At 38.6% G+C, this 25,530-nt stretch carries 23 protein-coding genes and 1 tRNA gene; 12 read left to right on the top strand and 12 right to left on the bottom strand.

All coding sequences use genetic code 11. The features are described 5' to 3' along the window. Nucleotides 1-80: 80 nt before the first annotated feature. Nucleotides 81-1,388: an ABC1 kinase family protein gene (locus tag RM545_RS15440; protein ID WP_311496187.1), complete on the bottom strand. Its 1,308-nt coding sequence runs from the start codon at nt 1,386-1,388 to the stop codon at nt 81-83. 12 nt (nt 1,389-1,400) lie between these two features. Further along, nucleotides 1,401-2,066, bottom strand: a complete 666-nt coding sequence (locus RM545_RS15435; protein WP_311496186.1) for a TetR family transcriptional regulator C-terminal domain-containing protein — start codon at nt 2,064-2,066, stop codon at nt 1,401-1,403. Nucleotides 2,067-2,288: 222 nt separating this feature from the next. On the opposite strand from RM545_RS15435, the gene htpG reads away from it, so the two are divergent. After that, nucleotides 2,289-4,175 carry a molecular chaperone HtpG gene (gene htpG, locus RM545_RS15430; RefSeq protein ID WP_311496185.1) on the top strand — a complete coding sequence of 629 codons (1,887 nt, stop codon included), beginning with the start codon at nt 2,289-2,291 and terminating at the stop codon, nt 4,173-4,175. 183 nt (nt 4,176-4,358) lie between these two features. Here htpG and RM545_RS15425 read toward each other — a convergent pair whose 3' ends face one another. Then, nucleotides 4,359-6,578, bottom strand: a complete 2,220-nt coding sequence (locus RM545_RS15425) for a tetratricopeptide repeat-containing hybrid sensor histidine kinase/response regulator (protein ID WP_311496184.1) — start codon at nt 6,576-6,578, stop codon at nt 4,359-4,361. 152 nt (nt 6,579-6,730) lie between these two features. Here RM545_RS15425 and RM545_RS15420 point away from each other — a divergent pair, with 152 nt between their 5' ends. Both RM545_RS15420 and RM545_RS15415 read left to right on the top strand, forming a co-directional pair. Beyond that, nucleotides 6,731-7,090 carry a DoxX family protein gene (locus RM545_RS15420; protein ID WP_311496183.1) on the top strand — a complete coding sequence of 120 codons (360 nt, stop codon included), beginning with the start codon at nt 6,731-6,733 and terminating at the stop codon, nt 7,088-7,090. 4 nt (nt 7,091-7,094) lie between these two features. Beyond that, the gene (locus RM545_RS15415; RefSeq protein ID WP_311496182.1) at nt 7,095-7,676 is read left to right on the top strand and encodes an alpha-ketoglutarate-dependent dioxygenase AlkB family protein; all 582 of its coding nucleotides are present in this window, start codon (nt 7,095-7,097) and stop codon (nt 7,674-7,676) included. Here the strand turns inward: RM545_RS15415 and RM545_RS15410 are convergent, their stop codons facing one another. Further along, nucleotides 7,677-8,459, bottom strand: coding sequence for a S1/P1 nuclease (locus RM545_RS15410; RefSeq protein ID WP_311496181.1), 783 nt, complete (start codon nt 8,457-8,459; stop codon nt 7,677-7,679). Between the two features lie 121 nt (nt 8,460-8,580). Between RM545_RS15410 and RM545_RS15405 the strand changes: the two genes are divergently transcribed. From RM545_RS15405 to mqo, 7 genes are all read left to right on the top strand, one after another. Next, on the top strand, nt 8,581-9,441 hold the full coding sequence (locus RM545_RS15405) for an SPFH domain-containing protein (RefSeq protein ID WP_311496180.1): 861 nt from the start codon (nt 8,581-8,583) through the stop codon (nt 9,439-9,441). An 82-nt stretch (nt 9,442-9,523) separates the two neighbouring features. After that, complete coding sequence (locus RM545_RS15400) at nt 9,524-10,465, top strand: alpha/beta hydrolase (protein WP_311496179.1); 942 nt, start codon at nt 9,524-9,526, stop codon at nt 10,463-10,465. A gap of 5 nt (nt 10,466-10,470) precedes the next feature. Further along, a complete protein-coding gene (locus RM545_RS15395) occupies nt 10,471-10,638 on the top strand; it encodes a type II toxin-antitoxin system antitoxin (RefSeq protein WP_311496178.1) in 168 nt (55 codons plus the stop codon). A gap of 3 nt (nt 10,639-10,641) precedes the next feature. Continuing rightward, nucleotides 10,642-11,460 carry an HAD family hydrolase gene (locus RM545_RS15390; protein ID WP_311496177.1) on the top strand — a complete coding sequence of 273 codons (819 nt, stop codon included), beginning with the start codon at nt 10,642-10,644 and terminating at the stop codon, nt 11,458-11,460. Between the two features lie 66 nt (nt 11,461-11,526). Continuing rightward, complete coding sequence (locus RM545_RS15385; RefSeq protein WP_311496176.1) at nt 11,527-12,792, top strand: DUF819 family protein; 1,266 nt, start codon at nt 11,527-11,529, stop codon at nt 12,790-12,792. 53 nt (nt 12,793-12,845) lie between these two features. Beyond that, nucleotides 12,846-13,595, top strand: a complete 750-nt coding sequence (locus tag RM545_RS15380; RefSeq protein WP_311496175.1) for a DUF4369 domain-containing protein — start codon at nt 12,846-12,848, stop codon at nt 13,593-13,595. Between the two features lie 96 nt (nt 13,596-13,691). Beyond that, entirely contained in the window at nt 13,692-15,197 is a 1,506-nt protein-coding gene (gene mqo, locus RM545_RS15375; RefSeq protein WP_311496174.1) for a malate dehydrogenase (quinone), read from the top strand. 576 nt (nt 15,198-15,773) lie between these two features. Here mqo and RM545_RS15370 read toward each other — a convergent pair. The 6 genes from RM545_RS15370 to RM545_RS15345 form a co-directional block, all read right to left on the bottom strand. Beyond that, a tRNA-Thr gene (locus RM545_RS15370) sits at nt 15,774-15,847 on the bottom strand. A gap of 9 nt (nt 15,848-15,856) precedes the next feature. Then, nucleotides 15,857-16,123 (bottom strand): hypothetical protein, encoded by a 267-nt coding sequence (locus tag RM545_RS15365; protein WP_311496173.1) that lies wholly within the window; start codon nt 16,121-16,123, stop codon nt 15,857-15,859. A gap of 80 nt (nt 16,124-16,203) precedes the next feature. After that, nucleotides 16,204-16,659 (bottom strand): peroxiredoxin, encoded by a 456-nt coding sequence (locus RM545_RS15360; RefSeq protein ID WP_311496172.1) that lies wholly within the window; start codon nt 16,657-16,659, stop codon nt 16,204-16,206. A gap of 5 nt (nt 16,660-16,664) precedes the next feature. Continuing rightward, nucleotides 16,665-17,075 carry a 6-pyruvoyl trahydropterin synthase family protein gene (locus RM545_RS15355; protein WP_311496171.1) on the bottom strand — a complete coding sequence of 137 codons (411 nt, stop codon included), beginning with the start codon at nt 17,073-17,075 and terminating at the stop codon, nt 16,665-16,667. Continuing rightward, nucleotides 17,072-17,590: an isopentenyl-diphosphate Delta-isomerase gene (gene idi / locus RM545_RS15350; RefSeq protein ID WP_311496170.1), complete on the bottom strand. Its 519-nt coding sequence runs from the start codon at nt 17,588-17,590 to the stop codon at nt 17,072-17,074. The genes RM545_RS15355 and idi overlap by 4 nt, the downstream gene beginning before the upstream one ends. A 68-nt stretch (nt 17,591-17,658) precedes the next feature. Continuing rightward, nucleotides 17,659-19,272, bottom strand: coding sequence for an OmpA family protein (locus RM545_RS15345; protein ID WP_311496169.1), 1,614 nt, complete (start codon nt 19,270-19,272; stop codon nt 17,659-17,661). Nucleotides 19,273-19,426: 154 nt separating this feature from the next. Between RM545_RS15345 and RM545_RS15340 the strand changes: the two genes are divergently transcribed. After that, a complete protein-coding gene (locus RM545_RS15340) occupies nt 19,427-21,016 on the top strand; it encodes a peptide chain release factor 3 (RefSeq protein WP_311496168.1) in 1,590 nt (529 codons plus the stop codon). A 61-nt stretch (nt 21,017-21,077) separates the two neighbouring features. Beyond that, nucleotides 21,078-22,448, top strand: coding sequence for an alanine/glycine:cation symporter family protein (locus RM545_RS15335; protein ID WP_311496167.1), 1,371 nt, complete (start codon nt 21,078-21,080; stop codon nt 22,446-22,448). 614 nt (nt 22,449-23,062) lie between these two features. Here the strand turns inward: RM545_RS15335 and RM545_RS15330 are convergent. Both RM545_RS15330 and RM545_RS15325 read right to left on the bottom strand, forming a co-directional pair. After that, on the bottom strand, nt 23,063-24,658 hold the full coding sequence (locus RM545_RS15330) for a Ppx/GppA phosphatase family protein (protein ID WP_311496166.1): 1,596 nt from the start codon (nt 24,656-24,658) through the stop codon (nt 23,063-23,065). Between the two features lie 427 nt (nt 24,659-25,085). Then, entirely contained in the window at nt 25,086-25,400 is a 315-nt protein-coding gene (locus tag RM545_RS15325) for a DUF3467 domain-containing protein (protein ID WP_311496165.1), read from the bottom strand. Nucleotides 25,401-25,530 lie beyond the last annotated feature (130 nt).

Raw genomic sequence — 25,530 nt, 5'->3', positions numbered from 1 at the left:
AAGGAAGTCTCTATAAAATAGAAAAGCGCAAATCTCAAAAAGAGAATGCGCTTTTCACAACCTAACCAATAAACCAATTCTTACAAATACCTCTTGTACCTATTTACATCTACTTTCGCTTGCAGATCATGAAGGAGATTATATAACCCAAAGAAAGTCCTGCTCATATATAAAAAGTGACGGCTTCCCCTGTTACCATTCATTTTTCGAAGCTCGGGATCCTTAGAGTATCTTTCACTAAGTGCAGTGAGGTGTTTCCAGAAAGCTTCATCTGTAAAGTCAAATTTTTCAGATTGATATGGAGTAGAAAACATATTAAACATCTCATAAAACATTTCAGAAAAGAAAGAAACCTCCTTTGGACTGTCAGCCTCAGTGATGATCTCCAGCTTTCGCAACTGCTCTGCAAAATATTCCGGGTTATCCAAGTTCTTCCTATCAGTTAAAGAAAAATACGGTTCATAGAAATCAGCAGGGATTTTTTTAATACAACCAAAATCTATGGCTATTAAATTATCTTCTTTATCTATGAGAAAGTTACCAGGATGTGGATCTGCATGCACTTCATTTAAGCCGTGAATCTGGAACATATAAAAATCCCAAAGTGCCTGCCCTATTTTATTTGCCTTCTGCTGATCATTATTCTGTTTGGCAAAATCACTGAGGTGTTTTCCTTCCATCCAGTCCATTGTGATAATTCTCTCACTGGACAAATCTTTATAATACTTAGGAAATCTAAGGTTTGGAATATGAGCACAAGCTTCAGAAATATGTATGCTCTGCTCCACTTCCAAAACATAATTTGTTTCTTCCAGCAGCTTCCCCTCTACTTCTTTAAAATATTTTTCTGAATCCTTCGCCTGAAGGTTAAACATTTTTAGCGCTATAGGCTTTACCATTGCAAGATCTGAACTGATACTGTCTGCAACCCCTGGATATTGGATTTTCACAGCAAGTTTCTTCCCATTTTTAGTAGCCTGGTGCACCTGTCCGATGCTGGCCGCATTTACAGATTGGGTTGCAAACGTATCATATAGATCTTCCGGAAATGTTCCGTGGTATTTTTTAAAGGTTTTTCGAACTAAAGGCGCCGATAATGGAGGAACACTAAACTGTGCAAGACTGAATTTCTCCACATACGCACTTGGCAACAAATTTTTCTCCATAGAAAGCATTTGGGCCACTTTAAGCGCGCTTCCTTTCAGGCTTTTGAGTCCGTCGTAAATATCACTGGCGTTACTTTCGTCCAGTTCATCACGCGTCAACTCATTGTTAAAAGCTTTTTTACTATAATATTTAATGTAATTCCCACCTATTTTTACACCGGTACGAACCATTTTTGAGCTACGACCTAATTTCCCTGTGGGTATTTTGTCTATTGTTTTCATTTTATATACGGCTTATGCCATTTTTTCTTTCCATAGAAATTTGCCAAAATCCACTATTCGATCCAAAGGTGTACTGTCAAAAACGTCAAATATCGTATTCACAGATTTTTCTATGGCTATATCTGTACTTTCAAATCCTGGAGAATTATCATCTTTCCAGAATCTCAAAAGGAACAGCAATTGTATCCAGGCACCTTCTGAAAACACAGCTTCAGATTGCTTTATGACATTTACTGACTTTTCCTGGTTACCCTCTCTCACTAAGTTTGCAGCAAAAGATTTCACTTTTTTCCGAAGACCTTTTAACTGCTCCAGATTTTTAAGTGGCATTTCACCCTTTTTCAGCGTAAATAATACATAACTTCTATTAGCCGTCAGGATTTCAAAGAACGTATAGAAGAACGTTAGCATCTTTTCCCTGTTGGAGAAAGATTCATATTCCGGGCTCTTTCCTATTACATTTAAAGCATGATCATAAAAACGGCTCCAGATTCCTTTTTCAAGACCTTCAAAACTTCCAAAAAACTGGTAAAATTCCTGCTCTTCAATTTTATTCACTTTACAGAATTTATATACAGTTCCCGGAGTCTTCTCTTCCTCCAGAACATAATCCATATATAGACTTATAAGACGATCCTCATCAAGTTTTTTCTTAGTGGTACCTGTTTTAGCTGTCATAACACTTACTTTTTTCTATTCAAATATAGTTACTTGTTCAACATTTACGTGTGAATGTTAAACAAAATGTTTGTTAAATATTTCCTTTTCAGTAGTATTCCATAAGTTAGACGCCGAAACTGGCAAAACCTTACATCTTGCTATGTCAGTTTGTCAGCGGCAGTTCAATGGTACTTTTTTTGACCTTATTGAGCCGAATGATTAACAAATAAAAAATTATATATGGCAACCGGAAATATTAATGTGTCTGTAGAGAACATTTTTCCTCTTATTAAGAAGTTCTTATACAGTGATCATGAGATCTTCCTGAGGGAATTGATCTCTAACGCAACCGATGCAACCCTTAAATTGAAACATCTCACCAGTATTGGGGAAGTATCTGTAGAATACGGAAATCCCGTAATCGAGGTAAAAGTTGATAAAGAAGGTAAAAAGCTTCACGTTATCGACCGGGGAATTGGAATGACGAAGGAGGAAGTTGAAAAATACATTAACGAAGTAGCTTTCTCCGGAGCCGAGGAATTCCTTGAAAAATATAAAGATTCTGCTAAAGACAGCGGAATCATAGGACACTTTGGTCTTGGTTTTTATTCTGCATTTATGGTGGCCCATAAGGTGGAAATAATCACAAAATCTTTTAAAGACGAACCAGCTGCTCACTGGACTTGTGAAGGAACTACAAAATTCACTTTGGAAGAAGGAGATAAGCAGGAGCGCGGTACAGAGATTATCCTTCATATTAATGAAGATGAAGAAGAATTCCTGGAAGAAAACAGAATTCAGGAGTTACTGGTGAAGTATAACAAGTTTATGCCAATTCCAATTAAATTCGGGACTACAGAAGAAACCCTTCCGTTACCTGAAGATGCTCCGGAAGACGCTGAGCCGGAAACAAAAACCGTAGACAATATTATTAATAATCCCGAGCCGGCCTGGACAAAGCAACCAACCGATCTTGAAGAAAAAGATTATAATAATTTCTACCGCGAATTGTACCCCATGCAGTTCGAGGAGCCGTTATTCCACATCCATTTAAATGTAGACTATCCTTTTAATCTTACCGGAATCTTATACTTCCCAAAGATGACCCAGGATATGAACATCCAGAAAGATAAAATCCAGCTTTATCAAAACCAGGTATATGTTACCGATAATGTTGAAGGGATTGTACCGGAATTTTTAACAATGTTACGCGGAGTAATAGATTCTCCTGATATTCCTTTGAACGTTTCCCGTTCTTATCTTCAGGCAGATTCTTCAGTTAAGAAAATCTCCAGTTATATTACCCGTAAAGTTGCAGATAAGCTGAAAACGCTTTTTAATAATAATCGTAAAGATTTCGAAAAGAAATGGAATGACATCAAAATCGTTATTGAGTACGGAATGCTTTCAGAAGAAAAATTCTTCGACAAAGCACAAAGTTTCGCACTTTATCCCACGGTAGACAATACGTACTATACTTTTGAAGAACTTGAGGAAAAGATAAAGGAAAACCAGACCGACAAGGACGGAAATATGGTTGTACTTTATGCTTCCAACCAGGATGAGCAACACAGTTACATCCAGGCAGCCAAAGATAAAGGGTACCAGGTACTACTTTTAGATTCACCTATTATTTCTCACTTGCTACAGAAACTGGAATCTTCTAAAGAAAAACTTTCTTTTGTACGTGTAGATTCTGATCATGTGAACAACCTCATCAAAAAAGATGATGAAAATATCTCCAAACTTTCAGATGAAGAAAAGGAGAAATTGAAAGCAGATTTTGAAAAAGTTGTTCCGAAGGAAAAGTACACTGTACAATTAGAAGCTATGGACAGCGATGCTGCACCGCTCATTATTACCCAACCGGAGTTTATGCGCCGTATGAAGGAAATGCAACAAACCGGCGGCGGTGGAATGTTTGGAATGGGCAATATGCCAGAAATGTATAATCTTGTGGTAAATACCAACCACGACTTAATTTCTGAAATCCTAAACACGAAAACTGACAAAAAACAGGAGCGCCTTATAAAGCAATCCCTGGATTTGGCCAGACTATCTCAAAACCTGCTTAAAGGAGAAGAATTAACTGCTTTTATTAAGCGCAGCTTTGATATGGTGAAGTAATTGGATATATTACAAATGACAAAACCGCTTTGCTGCAATTACAGTAAAGCGGTTTTTTTAATTCGATATTGGGCAAATTTAGGCATGAGCAGTTAGCAGTCCATAATCTAAAAAAAATTAAATTGAAATCCAGACAAAAATTAATTGGATTCTTTTGCGTGTTCGGCTTAAAAGAAATAGATTTTATACCTCGGTTGCAATTTTTCTCTCGGAAATATTTCTGTAAATAATTTGATAGAATTGTTGAACATCATAAGGCTTAACAATAATGTCATCCATCCCGGCCTTGAATATTTTCTCACGCATCTCCTCTACTTCTACAGCTGTTAATGCCACAATCGACACCGTAGAATTAAATTGCCGGATATTCATTGTAGCTTCCAAGCCACCCATCCCAGGCATATTAAGGTCCATAAGAACAAGGTTGAAATCGTTTTCTTTTACCTTTTTAATTGCTTCCTCACCATCACCGGCAACTTCGCAAATAAATTTTTTCTTCTCAAGTATCCTGCTGGTAACTACCTGGTTAATTCGATTGTCATCTACAATAAGAACCCGTTGCGGAATAGAATTCTCATTTATAGATTCTTCATTTTGCGCTTTTTCCGTAGCTTTTTCTTTTCTGGAATTATCTTTTTGGAAGCCAATAGTAAAATTAAATTTAGAGCCTTTACCTTCCTCGCTTTCTAAAAATATTTCGGAGTCGAAAAGTTCCAGTAATTTTTTAACTATTGGAAGCCCCAATCCTGTACCCTGATAGTTGTAGTTAGAAGTATTTAACTGCGAGAACTCTTCAAATATATGATTTTGCTTATTCTCAGGAATGCCAATACCGTTGTCTTTTACTTCAAATGAAATAAAGTACATTTCGTCTTCATTCTTCATTTTAAGCTTAGCAGAAAGACGAATATCTCCCCTTTCTGTAAATTTAACCGCATTCCCTACCAGGTTCATTAAAACCTGAGAAAGTCGTACAGGATCTCCCATTAAATAAGACGGGATATCATCATCAATATGAATGTGGATATGATTGTCGTTTTGGATACGGGCAAACTCAAAAGTGTTTAAGATACTGCTCATTAAATCTTTAAGATGAAATGATACCTTCTCCAGTTTTACCAGGTTTGATTCCATTTTGTTCATCTGCAGCACGTCATTAATAAGAGCTAATAGATAATCTGCAGAGAATTTTAACGACTTTAAGTCGCTCTGGTGCTTCTTTAAAGTTTTATCCTCCAACAAAAGAGAAGTTAATCCGATCACTCCGTAAAGCGGAGTCCTGATTTCATGGCTAACAGTAGAGAAAAACTTTGTTTTTAGCCTGGAAAGATGTTCCGCCTGATTTTTTGATTCATAGAGCTCGCTGTTCTTAATTTTTAACTCATCTATCAGCTTCTTTCTGTCACGGTTAATTTTATTAAGTACAATAAGAATAATTATTAAGACAATGGAAGATACCACCATTATAAAAATTTTCTCATTAGATTTCTCTATAATCTCGGCCTGAAATTGCTGCTCTTTTTCTGCTAAATCAAGATTATTCTGATATTCATTATTATCAAACTTTGCGTTAGCTATATTAATTTGCCTTAAGCGTTCTTCTTCAAAAATTTTGGAATTGTACTCCTGATATTTCGCCAATGCCAGATATGCTTCTTCAAATCTTTCCAGGTCAAACAGCAAGTCCGCATATTCTTTATAGGCCAAAGATGCCTCCAGCAGGTACGAGTCCTTTTCGGCAACCTCTATAGCATCTTTAAAATAAGGCTCAGCTCTTTTGAGTTCACCCTTTCCTACAAAGTACCTTCCCGTTAAGTAATTGATTACGGATAATAAATTATTGTCTTTTTCATTTGTATCCTTTAAAATTTCCCATACCTTCCAAAGGTAAGGTCCTGCTTTATCAAACTTTTCGCTATCTATATAAGTCCAGGCAATATTGTTTGTGGGATAAAGAATTTCTCTTTTAATATCCACTTCCACAGCAAGGTCAATTGCCTGATTATAATAATCTATACCCAGTTGTATAGTTTCTTTATCTTGAGAATAAACATTTCCCAAGTTGTTATATGCCCAAAGAACCAACGTGTCATTTCTGGATTCATTTGCATAATATAATGCCTCGTTGTAATTCTTTTTGGCACGCAGCGTATCCTTTAAATCAATATAACTACTGCCTAGTATATTATGAGCGTGAAAAATATATTGATTGTTATCCCTAAGCTTAGCTTCCTCAATAAGGTTTCTTGCTTTGTTAATGGCATCGTAGTAATTGTAATCATAGGTGTAGTTTACGGATAACTGGTACAAAGAATCCAGGTAAGAGTCCCTACATGGACTTTGTTGAGCAAAAGCCTGTATGGATACGAGAAAAAGAAGAAGCCTGTAGTAGCTTTTTTCCAAATAGTAGAGGTTAAGTTAAAGATTCTAGGGGTACGAAAATTACTGCATTTCAATGAACTACACAAGATTTTTTTAGGATTAAGGTTCCCCGCTGTTTCCTATACCGATTGGGTTTAGGAGATTTTTTCCTGTATATTTAAACAAAAACCATCATGAACCTCCCGTGGCATCTCTATTTTATGGCTGGAATTTACATTATTGCCGGTCTTATGCATTTTATAAGGCCCAGAATGTATATGCGAATAATGCCACGATATTTACCTGCACATAAAGCCCTGGTTTATGTGAGTGGTATTGCAGAAATAATTTTAGGAGCAGCTTTGCTATTTGAAATTTCGAGGAATATAGCTGTTAGCGGAATTATCCTCATGTTAATGATTTTTTTACTTGTTCATTTTTATATGTTATCTTCAGAAAAAGCCGCTGCAGGAATTCCGAGGTGGATTCTGATCCTTAGGATTCCACTTCAGTTTTTTCTTATGTGGTGGGCGTGGCAATATTTTCAATATTAAAATAATGGATTCAGAAATAATTGATCTTCCTGAAGCAGAACTTTTATATTTCCCTCACTTTTTTTTTGAAACTAAAGCGGATGCTTATTTTGAAAAACTGCTTAGTGATATTGAATGGAGACAGGAAAAAATTAGATTATTCGGCAAAGAAGTTTTACAACCGAGGCTTACGGCCTTATATGCAAACAATAATAAAACCTACACCTACTCTGGCTTAACATTACAGCCCGAAAATTTTTCTGAAGAATTACTTCAGATAAAAACTGCTGTAGAAAAAGTCTGTACTGTAAATTTCAGCACCTGTCTGTTGAATTTATACCGAAGCGGACAGGATAGCATGGGCTGGCACGCTGATGATGAAAAGGAACTGGGAGTAAATCCCGAAATTGCTTCAGTAAGTTTTGGGGTAGAAAGGATCTTTCATTTCAAACATAAAACAGAAAACCAAAAGCACAAGCTTATCCTGAAGCATGGAAGTTTGCTCATTATGAGAGGCAGCACCCAACACTTCTGGAAACATCAACTTCCAAAGTCGAGAAAGGACATAGGAAGCAGGATCAATCTTACTTTCAGAAAGATAATCTGATCATTTGTAAATCTCATTCAGCACCTCTGCCAAACGAAGCCCCCCCTTTTGTAACTGCTCCAGCACCAAAGGAAATCTCTCGTACATATAATCATATCCAAGTTTTTCACCACTGTCCACAGAAGCATAAAGTTCATCTGCAAGATCCCGGGACTCATACACCCAGTCCAGAAGATTGCCGGATGTAATTTGAGCTCTCTGTTCTTTTGAAAGTTCATTGGTGTTCTCAGCAAGTTCAGTATAGCTCATCTGGAAAGAGTTGATCATTTTGCTATCCCACACACTGTGAATGTTGGTACCATCTCCAAACCATCTTACCTGGATATCATTACCTCCTTTATCTTCACTCCTGCCGGCGTGAAAAGGCTGATGAAGATCACCCATGAAATGAATTAACATTTTTAAATAAAACTGCTTGTCCTCTTTAGAAGCATTTTCATCTTTTAAAACAGCAACACTTTTTTCTATAGCTTGTACCAGATCTCCACGTGGATTTGCTTCTTCCCGATTATACTCCTCTTCTTCAGGATCAATATTAACATAATGCCAGGGACCATATTGCCTGAACTTTGAATCGCTTTTAATATCATCGGCATAATTTGCCACAAAAGCCAGGCTTCTTCCGTTTAGTAATTTATCTATGGCCTTTTGTGCTTTTTTAGAGAGATGGGCCTCAGCAATTTCAGCAGTGGCACGATGGCCGGTCTTCCCCCAATCCCCATTATTGGCAAAAGAAAGCTGCAAAATAAAAACAGATAAGAGAGCAAACAAGTAGGATTTCATAGCAGGTAATTTTTCGGCAAATATAATCAAGCTGCACAAAATGAATGTTAAAATTAATTTTTTATCAATTTAAAGTAATACATTTATAATATCATTTTAATATCAACCAACAATTTTAGTCATGACTCAGGAAAAAGGTTTAAATCCATCAAACGGATATGTAATGTTATTCATCTTTCTTATCCTCTTCATTGGAAGCATCATAGGCTTCGCAATGTTTAAAAGCGTATGGCTCGGTTTGTCTTTTCTCGCCGCTCTTATTATTTTGCCAGGGTTAATATTAGTTAATCCAAACGAATCCAGAGTTTTATTACTCTTTGGTGATTATAAAGGTACCGTCAAAAAAAACGGTCTTTTCTGGGTTAATCCGTTTTATACAAAAAAGAAAATTTCCCTTCGCGCCAGGAACTTTGACAGTGAACGGCTTAAAGTAAACGATAAGCTTGGAAACCCGGTTATGATTAGCACAATTCTTGTTTGGCGGGTAATGGACACCTATAAAGCTTCTTTTGATGTCAATAACTTTGAAAATTTTGTGGTGGTACAAACAGATGCAGCAGTGCGAAAATTGGCAAGTTTATATCCTTATGATAACTTTGCAGATGAAGGTCTGGATGAGGACATCACCCTTCGCTCCAGCGTAAACGAAGTTAGTGAAGCGCTGGAAAAAGAACTGGAAGAACGTCTATTTATCGCAGGAATTGAAGTTTTGGAGGCCAGGATTGGTTACCTCGCTTATGCCAACGAAATTGCCAGTGCCATGTTAAAGCGACAGCAGGCAACGGCTATTGTTGCTGCCAGGCACAAGATTGTAGAAGGTGCAGTAGGTATGGTAGAGATGGCTTTGAATGAATTAAGCAGGAAAGAAATTGTAAATCTTGATGACGAGCGCCGGGCCGCAATGGTTAGCAACCTCATGGTAATTCTCTGCGGAGATAAAGATGCCACCCCTGTGGTAAATGCAGGAACTTTGAATCATTAAAAATAAAAGATTTTGCTTTTGGAGATTAGAAACCTTTGAACCTATAAAAAAACTATTATAAATTATCAGCAATAAAAGCCATATGCTCAAAATCACAATTATCGGCCTGTTTCTCCTTTTTAATATTCAGCCGACTATGGCTCAGGAAACTTTTACTGAAGAGGAGTTGACGATAAATAATTTTGTCGACGGCACGTTAACAATTCCTGCAGAAGGCACAGCTTCTTCTCTGGTAATTTTAATCCAGGGATCGGGACCCACCGACAGGAATAGCAATCAGCCCATGATGAAGAACGATGCCTTGAAGAAAATGGCCCATCGTTTAGCTGAAGAAGGAATTGCCAGTTTTCGGTACGATAAAAGAATCATGAAGATTGGTCAGTCAGAACTGAAGGAAAAGGATCTTCGTTTTACCAATTTTGTTGAAGATGCCAATACAGTGCTGGACTACTTCAGAAAAAATGAAGAGTATGCGAAAATAATTGTAGCGGGACACAGCCAGGGTTCCTTAGTGGGTATGCTTGCGGCAAATGATAAAGCTGATGCTTTTATCTCCCTGGCCGGTGCGGGTCGTAGTATTGATGATATTATTACTGAACAAATTGGTAACCAATTACCAGAGCTTAAGGAAGGTACCAGAGCTGCTTTGGATGAAATAAAGCAGAAAGGAAGCACCACCAGTTATCATCCTTTTCTGGAATCTATGTTCAGATCAGATGTACAACCATTTCTTGCCTCCTGGATTCAGTTTGATCCTGCTTTAGAAGTCGCAAAACTGGAAATACCGGTTTTAATCATCAACGGAACTTCCGATGTCCAAATGAAAACCAAAGAAGCAGAATTGCTGAAAGAAGCAAAACCAGATTCAGAAATGGTAATTATTGATAATATGAATCACGTTTTCAGGGAAATCCAGGGAAATGACCAGCTGGCAAATTCAAAATCTTATAACGAACCCAACCGGCCGTTGCACCCTGAATTGATTCCTATAATGACAGATTTTATACGGAATCTGGAAAAATAAATAAAATGAGTAATAAAAAAGCATTTGCATTGAGAGTGGATGAGGAGATGCTAAAAGCCATTGAAAAATGGGCTTCTGACGATTTTAGAAGCACCAACGGGCAGATAGAGTGGATGCTGAGCAAATCTTTAAAGGAAGCTAAAAGACACCCTAAAAATAAAACCCAAAAATAAAAAATGGCTTACAAAATCGTATTTTCAGACATAGATGGCACATTGCTGAATAGCAAAAGAATCCTATCTGACCACACCATAAAAATCGTAAAAAATATAAGTGAAAAGCTTCCGTTCGTCCTTATATCTGCAAGGATGCCTGCGGCAATGCGGCACCTTCAGGATGATCTCAATATCAAACATTATCCAATTATCGCTTATAATGGCGGACTCGTTTTAGTGGACGAGAAACCTATTAGTTCTACTACCATTCCGTTAAATATTGTGGAAGACCTACATAACTTCAATGCTGAAATGGACTGCCATTTAAGCCTGTACCACAATGATGAATGGTATGTCCCCAGACAAGATAAATGGTCTGCCCGGGAAGAAACCAATACTAAGATTGCTCCCGAAGTAAAATCCAATGCAGATGTAATTGCCAAATGGAAGAAAGAAGATAAAGGCGCCCATAAAATTATGGCAATGGGAAAAGAAGAGAACATAGATAAAATAAGGAATTTCCTTACTGATAATTATGGCGACAAGCTCCATTTATACAGATCGAAATCAACTTATTTGGAAATAGCCAACAAAGAAATATCCAAATTTTCGGCAATTCAGTATTTACTAAAGGAGCACTACGGGTGCGATGCCAAAGATTGTATTGCTTTTGGGGATAACTACAACGATGTGGAGATGGTAAAAGGCGTTGGAATGGGAATAGCTGTTGCTAATGCAAGGAATGAAGTCCTGGAGGTTGCAAAGGTGGTTACTCATTCAGGAACTGAGGACGGCGTTGCTAAAAGTCTAATAGAGCTCTTTAAATTAGAAGATGTATAAGTATTTAAAATCTTAAAGAAACCTTGATTAAAATTGTAATTTGCCACAGTAACCACAAATATTTAAATGGAAGAATTACCGGTCTTTACCAATGATGCTATCGTCTTTGGATTATTGATGATAGCCCTTGGCTTCGTTTTCTACACCTCATCTCAAAAAGAAGGTTTCTGGAAGAAATTTTATTCTGTAGTTCCCGCACTGCTAATGTGCTACCTAATCCCCGCCATATTTAATTCGTTGGGATTAATAGACGATTCTACCTCTAACCTTTATTTTGTATCCAGTCGTTTTTTGCTTCCGGCAGCGCTTGTACTTATGACACTTAGTATTGATTTAAAAGCCGTATTTAACCTGGGCCCAAAAGCACTTATCATGTTTTTTGCGGGCACGTTGGGGATCATCCTTGGAGGACCACTGGCTATACTTTTATTTTCAGTAATATCACCAGAAAGCATTGGCGGTGCTGGCCCCGATGCGATCTGGCGCGGACTTTCAACAATTGCAGGAAGCTGGATAGGAGGCGGTGCCAACCAGGCAGCTATGTTAGAGATTTATGAGTATAATCCAGATCTCTACGGCGGGATGGTATTAGTGGATATTGTGGTAGCCAACCTCTGGATGGCTATTGTACTAATGGGAATTGGAAAAAATGAAAAAATAGACAATTGGTTAAAAGCTGATAATTCTGCTATTGAAGAACTAAAGAACAAAGTTTCCACTTATGCAGCAAGTGTCACGCGAAATCCTTCTCTGGCAGATTTAATGATCATGCTTTCTTTGGCATTTGGTGCTGTAGGTATTGCGCATTGGGGTGCCGATGGAATTTCAGGGTTTCTTTCTGCCAATTTTGAAGTTTTCACAGATAGCAAAAGTGCGCTATCCTCCTTCTCTTCCACCTTCTTTTGGATGATCACCATTGCCACTGCAATTGGGATTATACTTTCTTTTACAAAATTCAAGTCTTATGAAGGAGCTGGTGCCAGTAAGCTTGGGAGTGTTTTTATTTATATTCTTGTAGCAACTATAGGCATGAAAATGGACCTGGGAAGTGTTTTTGATAATCCCGCCTTAATTGGTATAGGACTGGTCTGGATCACTATCCACGTTATTATACTGGTTGTTACTGCCAAATTAATTAAGGCTCCATACTTCTTCCTTGCCGTAGGTAGCCAGGCAAATGTCGGTGGCGCCGCATCTGCTCCTGTCGTCGCTGCAGCCTTTCATCCTTCTCTGGCTACAGTTGGCGTGCTCCTTGCTGTATTTGGCTATGTAGTTGGAACCTATGGGGCAATTTTGTGTACAATTTTAATGCAAATGGCTTCCACAGGTTAGTATAAACAGGAAATTTATATGATATTTGCGCTCCAAAATTTATTGTCATTAACATGAAAAAGACAGGCCTTCTTTTACTATTTATATTTTGTATTACCGCATGCTCTGAAACAGAGAGCAATTTAACTGTAAGAGGAAAAATTGACGGACTTAAGAAAGGTACCGTGTATCTGCAAAAAATAGAAGACACTGTAATGGTTAATTTAGACTCTGTGGAAATTCAGGGTGATCCTCAATTTGTACTGGAAACCTATATAGAAAGTCCACAGATGATGTATCTGTACCTGGATAAAGTAGACAATTCTGAATATGACGACAGGTTGGATTTCTTTGCCGATGCGGGCGAAATAACGATAAATACCAAACTGGAGAAGTTTGAAACCGCTGCAAAAATAGTTGGTTCAAAAAATCAGGAGAAATTGGGCGAGTATCGCAAAATAATGAAGCGATTCAACGACAGTAACCTGGATTTAATAAAAGCCAGTTTTGAAGCACAACAGGCTCAGGATGAAGATAAGTTAATGGAGATAGACCAGGAGTATGATAAACTGCTAAAAAGAAAATATCTCTATACGGTCAACTTTGCCATTAATAATAAAAATTTGGAAATTGCCCCGTATCTTGCGTTATCTGAAGTATTTGATGCCAACATCAAGTACCTGGATACGATCTACAACTCCTTAAATAAAGACGTGAAAAAATCTAAATATGGGCAGGATTTAAAGAAATTCCTTAAAGAAAGAAAACAGGAAGAAGAACTTCAGGAAGAGATCGAGGAAGAATATGCAGAGGAAAACTCTTGATTTTCACTTCCATTACAACAATTCCTATTTATAAAGTATTAGTATTTATTTAAAAGTATTGGCAGGTCAATTTTCTAAATTTGAGAAAAGACTTGTATGACTTCTAAAATTCCTTCTGAAAACAACTACGATATAATTTGTGTTGGCGGTGGCATCATGAGCGCCACTCTGGCCCTAATGATGAAACTGCTGGAACCAAAAAGCAAGATCCTCATTCTTGAAAGACTTGAAAAAGTAGCCGAAGAAAGCACGGAAGCATGGAACAACGCCGGTACAGGACATTCTGCACTATGCGAACTCAACTACACGCCAGAAAAAGAAAATGGTAATATTGAAATTTCAAAAGCCATCAAAATCTTTGAACAATTTGAAACCACCAAACAATTCTGGGCATACCTTGTTGAGCAGGGACTAATAAGGGATCCAAAGAACTTCCTGCGATCTGTACCCCACCACAGTTGGGTTAGAGGTAAAGATGATGTGAAATTTCTGAAGAAACGTTATGAAGCGATGAAGGCTTCACCTTTCTTTAAAACCATGGAGTTTTCTGAAGATTTGGAAACACTGAAAAAATGGTTTCCGCTTATCATGGAAAACAGAGACAGGAATGAGAAAATGGCCGCAACCAGGATGGAACTCGGTACTGAGGTTAATTTTGGCAAACTCACCGAGAGATACTTTCATATTCTTGAGACAGAATATGATATTCCAGTACTTCGCGGACATGAAGTTCTTGATATAGATCCTGAAAAAGAACAGGAATGGAAAGTGGAAGCAAAAAACCTAAAGACCGGGGAAAAATGTCATTATGATGCAGAACATGTCTTTATTGGAGCCGGTGGCGGTGCGTTACCACTTTTACAAAAGGTAGAAATTAAAGAAAAAGAAGGCTATGGAGGATTTCCGGTAAGCGGGCAATGGCTCTACTGCAAAAATCGTGAAATTATAGAGAAGCATCATGCTAAGGTGTACAGCAAAGCGGGACCAGATGCACCTCCAATGTCCACACCACACCTGGACAGCCGGCACATTGATGGTAAAAAAGAATTATTATTTGGACCCTTCGCAGGATTTAGTACGAAATTCTTAAAAGAGGGTTCTAAACTTGATCTTCCAAAAACAATTAACCTTAGTAACATTCCTTCTATGTGGGGAGTTTTCTGGCATAATTTACCGTTGACAAAGTACCTGATAAACCAGGTGACCATGGGCCACGAAGAGCGAATGGAGGATTTAAGGGTTTTTATTAAGGAAGCAAAAGCTGAAGATTGGGACTTGCGAATTGCAGGACAGCGAGTCCAGATCATTAAAAGGGACAAAGAACAAGGTGGTATTTTGGAATTTGGCACGGACCTCGTGCACAGTACAGATGGAACGATAACTGCCCTTTTAGGTGCCTCACCGGGAGCTTCAGTTGCAGTACCTATAATGATCGATGTTCTGAAGGTAGCATTTCCTGAAAAGCTAAAATCTGCAAAGTGGCAGGAAAAACTTGCAGAAATGGTGCCTTTCTGGAACAAAGACATTGAGAATAATATTGAAGAGTTTCAGAAAGCACAGGCAAATTCTTCTAAAAAACTGGAACTGGACGTACTGCATTAAAGCAAAAGGTCGATAATTGCAATTTTCGGTTCTACAATCCAAACCTGACGTTTACCATATAATGTCGGGTTTACCTCAAAAGGTAGAATTAAATATTGGTAAATCTTTTAGTAAAGCTAAAACCCCACAGGTTTTGAAAACCTGTGGGGTTTCCCTTATACAAAAAAATCCTCGCAAAAGGAGGAGCTTTTACTAAGAGCCGATGGAGGGACTTCCTTCGACTGCGGTAGTAAAAAAACTGCCTCCGCTCTGGACAGGCTTCTCGTCCCTCAACTAAATACAACGAAAAAGCCCCTCCAAAAAAGGAGGGGCTTTTACTTAGAGCCGATGGAGGGACTTCCTTCGACTGCGGTAGTAAAAAAACTGCCTCCGCTCTGGACAGGCTTCTCGTCCCTCAACTAAATACAACAAAAAAAGCCCCTCCAAAAAAGGAGGGGCTTTTACTTAAGAGCCGATGGAGGGACTCCCTTCGACTGCGGCAGTAAAAAAACTGCCTCTGCTCTGGACAGGCTTCTCGTCCCTCAACTAAATACAACGAAAAAGCCCCTCCAAAAAAGGAGGGGCTTTTACTTAAAGAGCCGATGGAGGGACTCGAACCCACGACCTGCTGATTACAAATCAGCTGCTCTAGCCAGCTGAGCTACATCGGCAAAAAACTACTATAAAGCGTTTACCTTTTCCACTAAAGCATTTGCCTTAGTTTCAAATTCTTTATTCACTTCTTTAAAATGTTGTTTGTTATCTTCTACGTCCTTCTTGTTGATCTTTGCAATTAAGTCGTCAAAAGTAGCGATAGCTTCGTCTACGATGGCTTCAGATTTTGCAGGATCTTCTTTAGGATTGGCAGCCTGGTGAATATAAGCGGCATCTATAATATCGCCCATTACATTATTCACATCTCTTTTCAATACTCTTTTACTTGCCATTTTGAATAAATTTTCGGCTGCGAATTTAATCTATTTTTTGATATGCTAAAGAAACTACAGCACATTTTTTCTAAAAAATATTATTTCATTTTCTCCAGGGCGGTTAATGCTTCAGGAATATGCCGCGTAGCATTCATACTGTTGAACTTGTAACGCAATATTCCCTGCATGTCAAAGATAAAAGTCTCCCTTCCCGGAATCATTCCCAGCAGGTTCGGCTTTACACCAAAGAGATCCCTTGCCGTTTTATCTTCATCTGAAAGAAAAATAAAAGGTAAGTCGTACTTAGAAATGAATTTTTGATGAGACTCTTCAGAGTCTGCACTTATTCCTATTACCTCTGCTCCTAATTCCTTAAAATCTTCATACTTATCCCTGAAAGAACAAGCTTCTTTCGTACAGCCGGGGGTGAAATCCTTCGGATAAAAATAAACCACAAAAGGCTGAATTCCTCTAACTGAAGAAAAATCGAAAGTATCACCATTCTGATCCTTTAATTCGATTTCCGGAATACTGTCGCCAACTTTAAGTGCCATATTATTTATTCTCCTTTATAAGTAACAAAATTACGCGGCGTCTCATAAAGCGTAACCATCAGTTCGAGGTCCTCCCTTAGATTATTCCGAAGTTTATTCCAGATAACCACAGCAATATTTTCTGCAGTAGGATTGAGCTTTTTAAATTCTTCCACCTCAACATTCAGGTTTTTATGATCAAAAGGCTGCTCAACTTCCGTATAAATTAGATCCTTCAGAATTTTAAGATCCATCACAAAACCTGTTTCAGGGTCTATTTCTCCGGTAACAGAAACCGTAAGCTCATAATTATGACCGTGGTAATTAGGATTGCTGCACTTTCCGAAAACTTCTTCATTTTTCGCATCATCCCATTCTTTCCTGAAAAGACGGTGGGCAGCATTAAAATGTGCTTTTCTATGGACGGTTAACCTCATGATTTTATATGTGAATAATACTTATCGAATATTATTTTAAACCATTCGGTATATATTTCAGGATTCTGTTTCATATCCTTCTCTACATCCTCAAGGCTAATCCATTTCCAGTCTGCAACTTCATCTGGATTTAAATCTGGTTCTCCTTCGAATTTCCCAACCAAAATATGGTCGAATTCATGCTCTGTCAGGCCATTGTCGAAAGGAGCTTTATATATAAATGAAATCGTATCCTTCAAATCTGTCGAAAAACCCATTTCTTCCTGGAGGCGTCTTTTTCCAGCCTGTATATTAGTTTCTCCCTCGCGCTGGTGGCTGCAACAGGTATTTGTCCATAAACCGGGGGAATGGTACTTTGAAAGTGCACGCTGCTGAATCATGGTCTCTCCCTTCTCATTAAAAACGAAAACTGAAAATGCCCTGTGCAAAAGCGCCTTTTCATGAGCTTCAATCTTCTCCATAAGACCAACCTGCTCATCCTTTTCGTTAACTAAAATAACCTTTTCCTTTGCCATTTTTTCTATTGAAAATCAAATGTACAAAATAGCGAATACCTTTACCAAATAAGTTTTTTCAGGTATTACTACTTTGTGTTTTGTTTAAGTCGGCCGGAATAGAGAGAGCAGTCTATGGATAGAATAAATTCTGACCGCCTGTTAATTTTGTGTTGCTTTTCGTTACAGGGAACACCGTTTATGCAGTCATTCATAATTTCGGTTTCACCATAACCGCGACCGGAAATCCGTTTTGGATCTATGCCTTTCTGCAGGAGATAATCCTTTGTCACCGCTACTCTTTCTTCAGAAAGTTTTAAGTTATAATCGTCATCTTCCCTGCAATCTGTATGAGAACGGACATCGATGAGCAATTCGGGATATTCTCTCATAAACCCGGCTATCCTATCCAGCTCCTTTTTTGCTTCTGTTTTAATTTCAGCCTCGTCCAGATCAAAAATTATGTTGTTTAACTTCAGAATTTTAGCCAAATCGTCTCCTATGCGCGCCGCCACAGCTGATTGCTGAGATCCCTGATTTTCAAACTTCATGAGATTCTGCTTTCGTTTTACTTCCGCGGAATAAAAACTCCAATTAAAAAAAGTACGCATCGCCGCAATATGTTGTTCTGTATCACCAAAAATACTGTGCCCGGCCTGGTACATTACCAGTCCGTTTTGCTCATTATCAAAACCATGACCGTAAACAACAATAGCGGCTTCGGCTTTAGTTAAAGAAGGATTATCAGGCGCCGAAGGATCCATTACAATTTTCTTTACTCCGGATCTCCATAAATTTCTATTTCTCGGATAAAAAACCCGCTCAGAACCATTTAAGTGTGCATTATCTACAATTCCTAAGTACTGCGAAACAGGATCTGCAGGTTGTAAATGAGCGTATGGTGGCGTAGCGTGGCGATGTTTATGATACGGAATTAAACCCGCACTGGCAGCTCCTGCAAATCCTGCTGAAAGAAAATTAAGTTGCATCTTTATTTTGTCAGCGCCTTCTTCTTCTATTCCCACCAGGTTTTCCAACTGACTTCCTGCATGGCAACCGGCCCAGATCGCACCTTTATAATTGCGATTCCAGTAATAAAGATTTTTATGAGTTTCAAATTTTGGCTCTGCATGCGGCATCACAAAAATATCATCGCACACCCCAAGTTCTGATGGGCTTTTCCAATTCGTGGGATCATTACCCCCAAATGCTTCCGCAGGAATTTCTGCAACTTCAAAAAAAGGGAGGGCAATATTTCCGTTTTGCCTGTCCAGCGTCCATTTTGGTGCGACAGAAAGAGTGGTGAAAACTGGCAAATTCAGGTTTGAAACTGCAAACTTGCCAACCACTCCCTTTTTTTGCCAATTTTCGATCTTCTGTTTTACTTCATCAGTTATGTAAGAAACCGGGACAACAAAGGAGCTGCCTCTAAATTCCATATTATCATGAGTAAAATCAACTCCGTCCTTCTCTTTTTCGGGATTTATGATCCATTTTATCTCTACCGACTCGTTTTTCAGCAAATCATGCAGTAAACCATACGGTTTTAGCGCATTAGAAGACGTCTGCGGCCTTTCTCCCATGTTTACCAGGTAAGAACCTGCTGCAATATGTTCCATTTGCGCCTGTGCAGAAGATATCCGCGGAAAAATTACAAGTAAAATTCCCAATATCAGTAATTTATATTCTGAAGAAATCTTCATAAGCTCCAAATGCTCAACCTGAAAGTTACAAACTTTTAAAAAAATGAAGCCCGAAAAATGCCAATTATCGACTATAATTCCGCAGAGAATTAGGATCTCAGTTCTTCGAAAAATTCCTGAAAGAATAGTACTTTTGCGCTTCAATTATCAATAGATGAAGAGTTTTCAGAAAGAAATAAAGAGAAGAAGAACTTTTGGTATTATTTCTCACCCAGATGCCGGTAAAACTACCCTTACAGAGAAACTTTTGCTTTTTGGAGGTGCAATTCAGGAAGCCGGTGCAGTAAAATCCAACAAAATTAAGAAAGGTGCCACGAGTGACTTTATGGAAATTGAGCGGCAGCGTGGTATTTCTGTAGCTACTTCTGTTCTTGCGTTTGAATACCGGGACATTAAAATTAATATTTTAGATACACCCGGTCACAAGGATTTTGCTGAAGATACTTTTAGGACGCTTACTGCGGTAGACAGCGTGATTGTTGTGATTGACGTTGCCAAAGGTGTTGAGGAACAAACTGAAAAACTCGTTGAAGTTTGCCGTATGCGGAATATTCCCATGATCGTTTTTATAAATAAAATGGATCGTGAAGGGAAAGATGCTTTTGAACTTCTTGATGAAATTGAGCAAAAACTGAACCTCACCGTAACTCCTCTAAGTTTCCCAATTGGGATGGGTTACGATTTTAAAGGGATTTATAATATCTGGGAACAGAATGTAAACCTATTTACAGGCGATCCCAGGAAAGATATCGAAGAAACTGTAGAGATTTCTGATCTTGCTTCTGAAGAACTTAATGAGCTAATTGGTGATAAAGCTGCCGATACGTTAAGAGAGGAACTGGAATTGGCGCAGGGAGTTTATCCTGAATTTGACAAGGAGGCGTATCTTGCCGGAAGATTGCAGCCTGTATTCTTTGGGTCGGCTTTAAATAATTTTGGTGTTCGGGAACTTCTGGATTGCTTTATTAACATTGCTCCTACCCCGCGTCCAAAGGAAAGCGACGAAAGATTGGTTGAACCTGATGAAGATAAATTCACCGGATTCGTTTTTAAAATTCACGCCAATATGGATCCCAAGCACCGTGACCGACTCGCTTTTATAAAAATTGTCTCCGGAAAGTTTGAAAGAAACAAACCTTACCTACATGTAAGACATAATAAAAGTCTTAAGTTTTCGAGTCCGAATGCTTTTTTTGCTGAACGAAAAGAAATTGTAGATGTCTCTTATCCGGGCGATATTGTGGGTTTACACGACACCGGAAACTTCAAAATAGGTGATACTTTAACTGAAGGTGAAAATTTAATGTACAGAGGAATTCCAAGTTTTTCTCCGGAACATTTTCGCTATATCAATAACGCCGATCCTATGAAATCCAAGCAACTGGAAAAAGGAATTGACCAGTTGATGGACGAAGGTGTTGCACAATTATTTACTTTGGAGTTAAACGGAAGGAAAATTATTGGAACTGTTGGAGCACTTCAGTTTGAAGTTATTCAGTATAGATTAGAACACGAATACGGAGCGAAATGTACCTATGAAAACCTGAATGTCTATAAAGCTACATGGGTGGAAGCAAACAATCCGAAGAGTGAAGAATTTAAAGATTTCAAAAGAGTAAAATCGAAATTCCTCGCCAAGGACAAACATGGTCAACTTGTATTTTTGGCCGATTCACAATTTTCGCTACAAATGACTCAGCAGAAATATCCAGATATCAAATTTCACTTTACTTCAGAATTTTAAAAACAACAGCGTGCGGATTTATAGTGTTTAATTTCCTATTTTCGATCCAAATGTGAAAACTATGGATCAACTGAATGAGCTTATCGCGGAATTTGCTTCGCTTGTATGGGGTTTACCTCTGGTTATTTTGCTCATCGGTGGCGGATTATATTTGCTGATCCTTTCACGCTTTCTTCCTTTCCGGTATTTGGGACATTCTTTAGATTTGCTTCGGGGAAAGTATGACGACCCCAATGCTCCGGGAGAAATTAATCATTTCCAGGCTTTATCCACAGCGCTTTCTTCCACCGTAGGAATGGGAAATATTGCCGGCGTGGCGGTCGCGATTGCATTGGGAGGCCCGGGAGCTGTTTTCTGGCTTTGGGTAAGTGCAATTGTGGGAATGTCTACCAAATTTTTCACTAATACTTTAGCGGTAATGTACCGCGGAAAAGATACTGAAGGAAACATCCAGGGCGGCGTAATGTATTATATAATGGAAGGTCTGGGAAAAAGCTGGAAGCCGCTGGCTGTGTTTTTTGCGGTAGCGGGACTGGTAGGAGCTCTGCCGGTTTTTAATGTGAATCAATTAACCCAGGCAATTAATTCTATTTTACTCGAGCCACAGGGAATTGAAACAGGATTTATATCTAATCTCATTATTGGAATAATCCTTACAATTATCACTTCCGCAGTAATCCTTGGCGGACTTTACAGAATAAGTCGCACAGTTTCTAAGCTGGTGCCTGCAATGGTAGCTGTTTATTTTGTAGCTGTTCTTGTAATCCTTTTTGTAAATATTGACGAACTGCCGCGTTACCTGGGGCTCATTTTTACTGACGCTTTTGCCGCGGAAAATTACAAAGGAGAGCCACTTTTCGGTGGAATTATAGGCGGATTAATGATCCTGGGAATCCGAAGAGGGGCTTTTTCAAATGAGGCGGGAATTGGAACCGCAACAATGGCACACGGTGCAAGTAAAACTTCAGAACCCGTTCGGGAAGGTCTCGTCGCCATGTTGGGGCCAGCAATAGACACTTTGGTCGTTTGTACGCTTACAGCACTTGCTATTCTGGTAACAGGAGTATGGCAAAGCAGCGATGCCAATGGAGTTAGCCTTACCGCAGCAGCTTTTAGAAATTCCATTCCGTATGTGGGAGATTACGTTTTACTGTTGTGCATCGCAGCTTTTAGTATTTCCTCTCTTTTTTCATATTCCTACTACGGAACAAAATGCCTCAACTTCCTCCTGGGAGCCGAAAACAAACATTATTACAATTATTTTTATATCCTGAGCATTCTGGTTGGCGCGACAACTTCTTTAAGTATGATGATCAATTTAATTGACGGTTTTTTTGCGTTGATGGCCATTCCAACGATGATCTCCACTTTAATTCTCGCACCAAAAGTAATGAAAGCCGCACGGGTTTATTTTAAGAAGTACCTGGAATAGCTATAGCTTTTAGGTATCACACTGGGCCTGACGAAGTGTAAAAATAGGCTTCGACAGGCTCAGCCGGACTATAGAGCCAGCTTATTCTGGCGGTCAAACTGAGTCTGAGGAAGTTTGGATATCAAGCTCTTCTGCTGATTTACTTCGATTAATTCTCCTGTACCAAAAAAAGGAGGAGGCTCTAAATTGGCAATTATCGATCCTATTTACCACGCATCCACTAATAAATCTTAAATGTTCGAGTAGATTGCTGGAATTTAAAAAATTCTCATCTTAATAGTGACAAGACCTCACAGGTCTTCAAGACCTGTGAGGTCTGCTTGTACACCTTAATTTCAGAATAAAAAAGTTTCTCCACAATGGCAATTGTCGGCCTACAACAGCAGATAGGCTTCGTCAGGCTCAGCCAGACTGTAGCACCGGCTTATAGATGTAACCAAACTTAGCCTGATGAAGTGCGGATATCAAGCTCTTCTGCTGATTTTGATTCGAAAACTAAATAAAGAAGGAGGCTCTAAAATGGCTGTTATTGATCTAGATTTCGGTTGCAAAAAGAAATGGCCTTTGGCAGGCTCAGGCTGACTGTAATTCCGGCTATTCCTTAAATGAGTCTTTTAGACACTCGTTCTTACCTCTTCTTCTATAACTGAAAATATCTTTAGTTTTTTTCCGGTTACCTTCTCAAATAGTTTTGATTTACGCAAAGTGCCCCAAATCTCCAGCTGAGGATCACTATCGGTAGTTATAAGAAGTGTAACTTCTTCGTTATCCTTTTTAATTTCCAGTTCCCGCACATTTTGATAATGGCTGCGATCCAAACCATCTGCCACACGTAACAGCGCAGAAAGTTTTTTCACCCGATTTCTCAGGTTCTTACTAAGATCCTTGTATCTTTTGTGCCGCTTATGTGGAGTTGACCTTCTATGATAGCGGGCGACATTCGCCATTAGGTTAATTTCATCTTCTTTAAAACCAAGCAAATCTGAATTTCGGATTAAGTATAGCGCATGTTTGTGATGTTTTCGGTGAGAAATATAGTAACCAATGTCGTGCATAAGACTGGCGTATTCAAATAGTTCTCTATCTGAATCTGCTAACTTCAAATCTTTCTGAAATTCATCAAATAATTGTAGTGCGAAATTGGTCACATGAGTGCAATGCTGCTCCGGCCAATCACATTTATGCAAAAGTTCATATACACTTCTCTTCCGTGGATCAGGGAAATGACGTACTAATTGCAGATTAAGCTGGTCTCTTTCCTTATCAATAAAATTAAGGATCATTCCCTCCCGCAAAGCGGACTCCGAAATTTTCACATTTTCGATCTTAAACTCCTCAATCATAAATTTAAGAAGGACCATTCCGGGATTGATAATGTCCAGTCTTTTTTCTTCAAGACCTTTCTCCTTTGCACGTTTTTCAATATCCAGCTCGATGAAATGATCGTAAAAATCCAGAAATTCCTGAGAATTAAACTGAAGCTCATTAAGAGTCATTTCTGCAGTAATAGCGTTACGTCCTGCAACCATTTCGCCAATATTTTCCATAGTTCCCGAAGATCCTACAATTGTATTTACATCGTATTTTTTAAGGTTTTGAGAAACTTCGTTAAGCTCTTTCCTAAAATGCTCATTTAATGCTGCAATCTCTTTTTCTGTTATGGGATCAGAATTTACATAACCTGCTGCCATCCTGGCAACTCCAAGTTTTAGACTGGTAAAATAGACCGATTCATCTTTATTTCCGATTATAAATTCAACACTACCTCCTCCTATATCCACCATGAGCACCATTTCTTCGGTAAGTGAAATTCCATGCTTCACGGCATAGGCGATCATTTCGGCCTCCATTTTTCCCGAAATTGCTCTCGCTTTAATACCTACCTCATCTATTATTTGTTGAATAAAATCTCCGCCATTTGCAGCTTCCCTGATGGCACTTGTCGCATAAGCAAGAATCTGCTCTACATTTTGACGATCACATAAGAACTTGATCCTTTTTAGTGCCTCCAGACCTCTTTCCATCGCCTCTTCACTCAGGTAATTATCCATTCCTTTTTCGCCAAGTTTCACCATCTCTTTGAGTTTATCTACGGTGCGAAAACTACCATCCGGATAAATATCCACTAAAACGGCATGAAAAGAGTTTGTTCCCATGTCTATAGCTGCGATGCGCTTTGTTGGTTCTGAATTTGAAGTACTTTCGTTCATATTTTATTGATTTCTTAAGCTGAAGTGTAGGACAGGACACCGTCTTCTTCTAATTTACGGAATTTGAACATATTTAAATAAGTTTACAGGATGCTTCTGCTAAATTTTCATTTCTGGTTGATTTTCACAATAAAGCTTAAGGCTGAGAAATGAAAATTCGACTGTCGACTTTAGGCCTGAGGATGCGTTGTCCGGAATTAGGCAATTTTCGCTGAGTTTCTGCCCAGCATAGCGTGAGGTGAAGATGTGAGTCTAATTTTTTTCAGTTTTAGAAGGATATTTTCGCCATTTCTTTATCAGCTAATGCTTTTTTGCAGAAGAAAAAGATAAAGTAGTAAAACAGGAAAACCCCGCAGATTTGGAATCTGTGGGGTTCTAAGTGTTTGCCGAAAATTGGCAATTTTCGACCATCAGTCAATTACTTTTCTTAAGCCTGTCCCGTTGGGCCAAAATTTAAAGGAAGCGGAGCTTTTTCATAATCCTTAATTTCTCCATGAGCTTTTTCAAAACGCTGTACATTGTCTGCAAGAGCTTTTAAAAGCCTTTTTGCATGTTGCGGAGTCAAAATAATTCTCGATTTCACCTTATTCTTCGGCTTACCGGGCATAATGTTCACAAAATCCACTACAAACTCTGAAACAGAATGGTTGATAATTGCCAGATTTGAGTAGATACCTTCAGCAACATTCTCATCCAGTTCTATATTAATTTGTCCCTTTTTCGGCTTTTTTTCTTCGCTCATATTTTTGTTTTTTGTTGTGATGTTGTGACCATGTGACGTTGTGACGTCGTGATCGCTTGAAGTTCTTGTGAACGCTTTCTATTTGCTTACGGCTTGCTCACTACATCACTACGTTACTTGTTCACTCGTT

Source organism: Autumnicola lenta, assembly GCF_031846515.1.
GTDB classification, from domain to species: domain Bacteria; phylum Bacteroidota; class Bacteroidia; order Flavobacteriales; family Flavobacteriaceae; genus Autumnicola; species Autumnicola lenta.
Note: the sequence above shows the minus strand (reverse complement) of the source record. Positions and strands in the feature narration are given on the sequence as shown.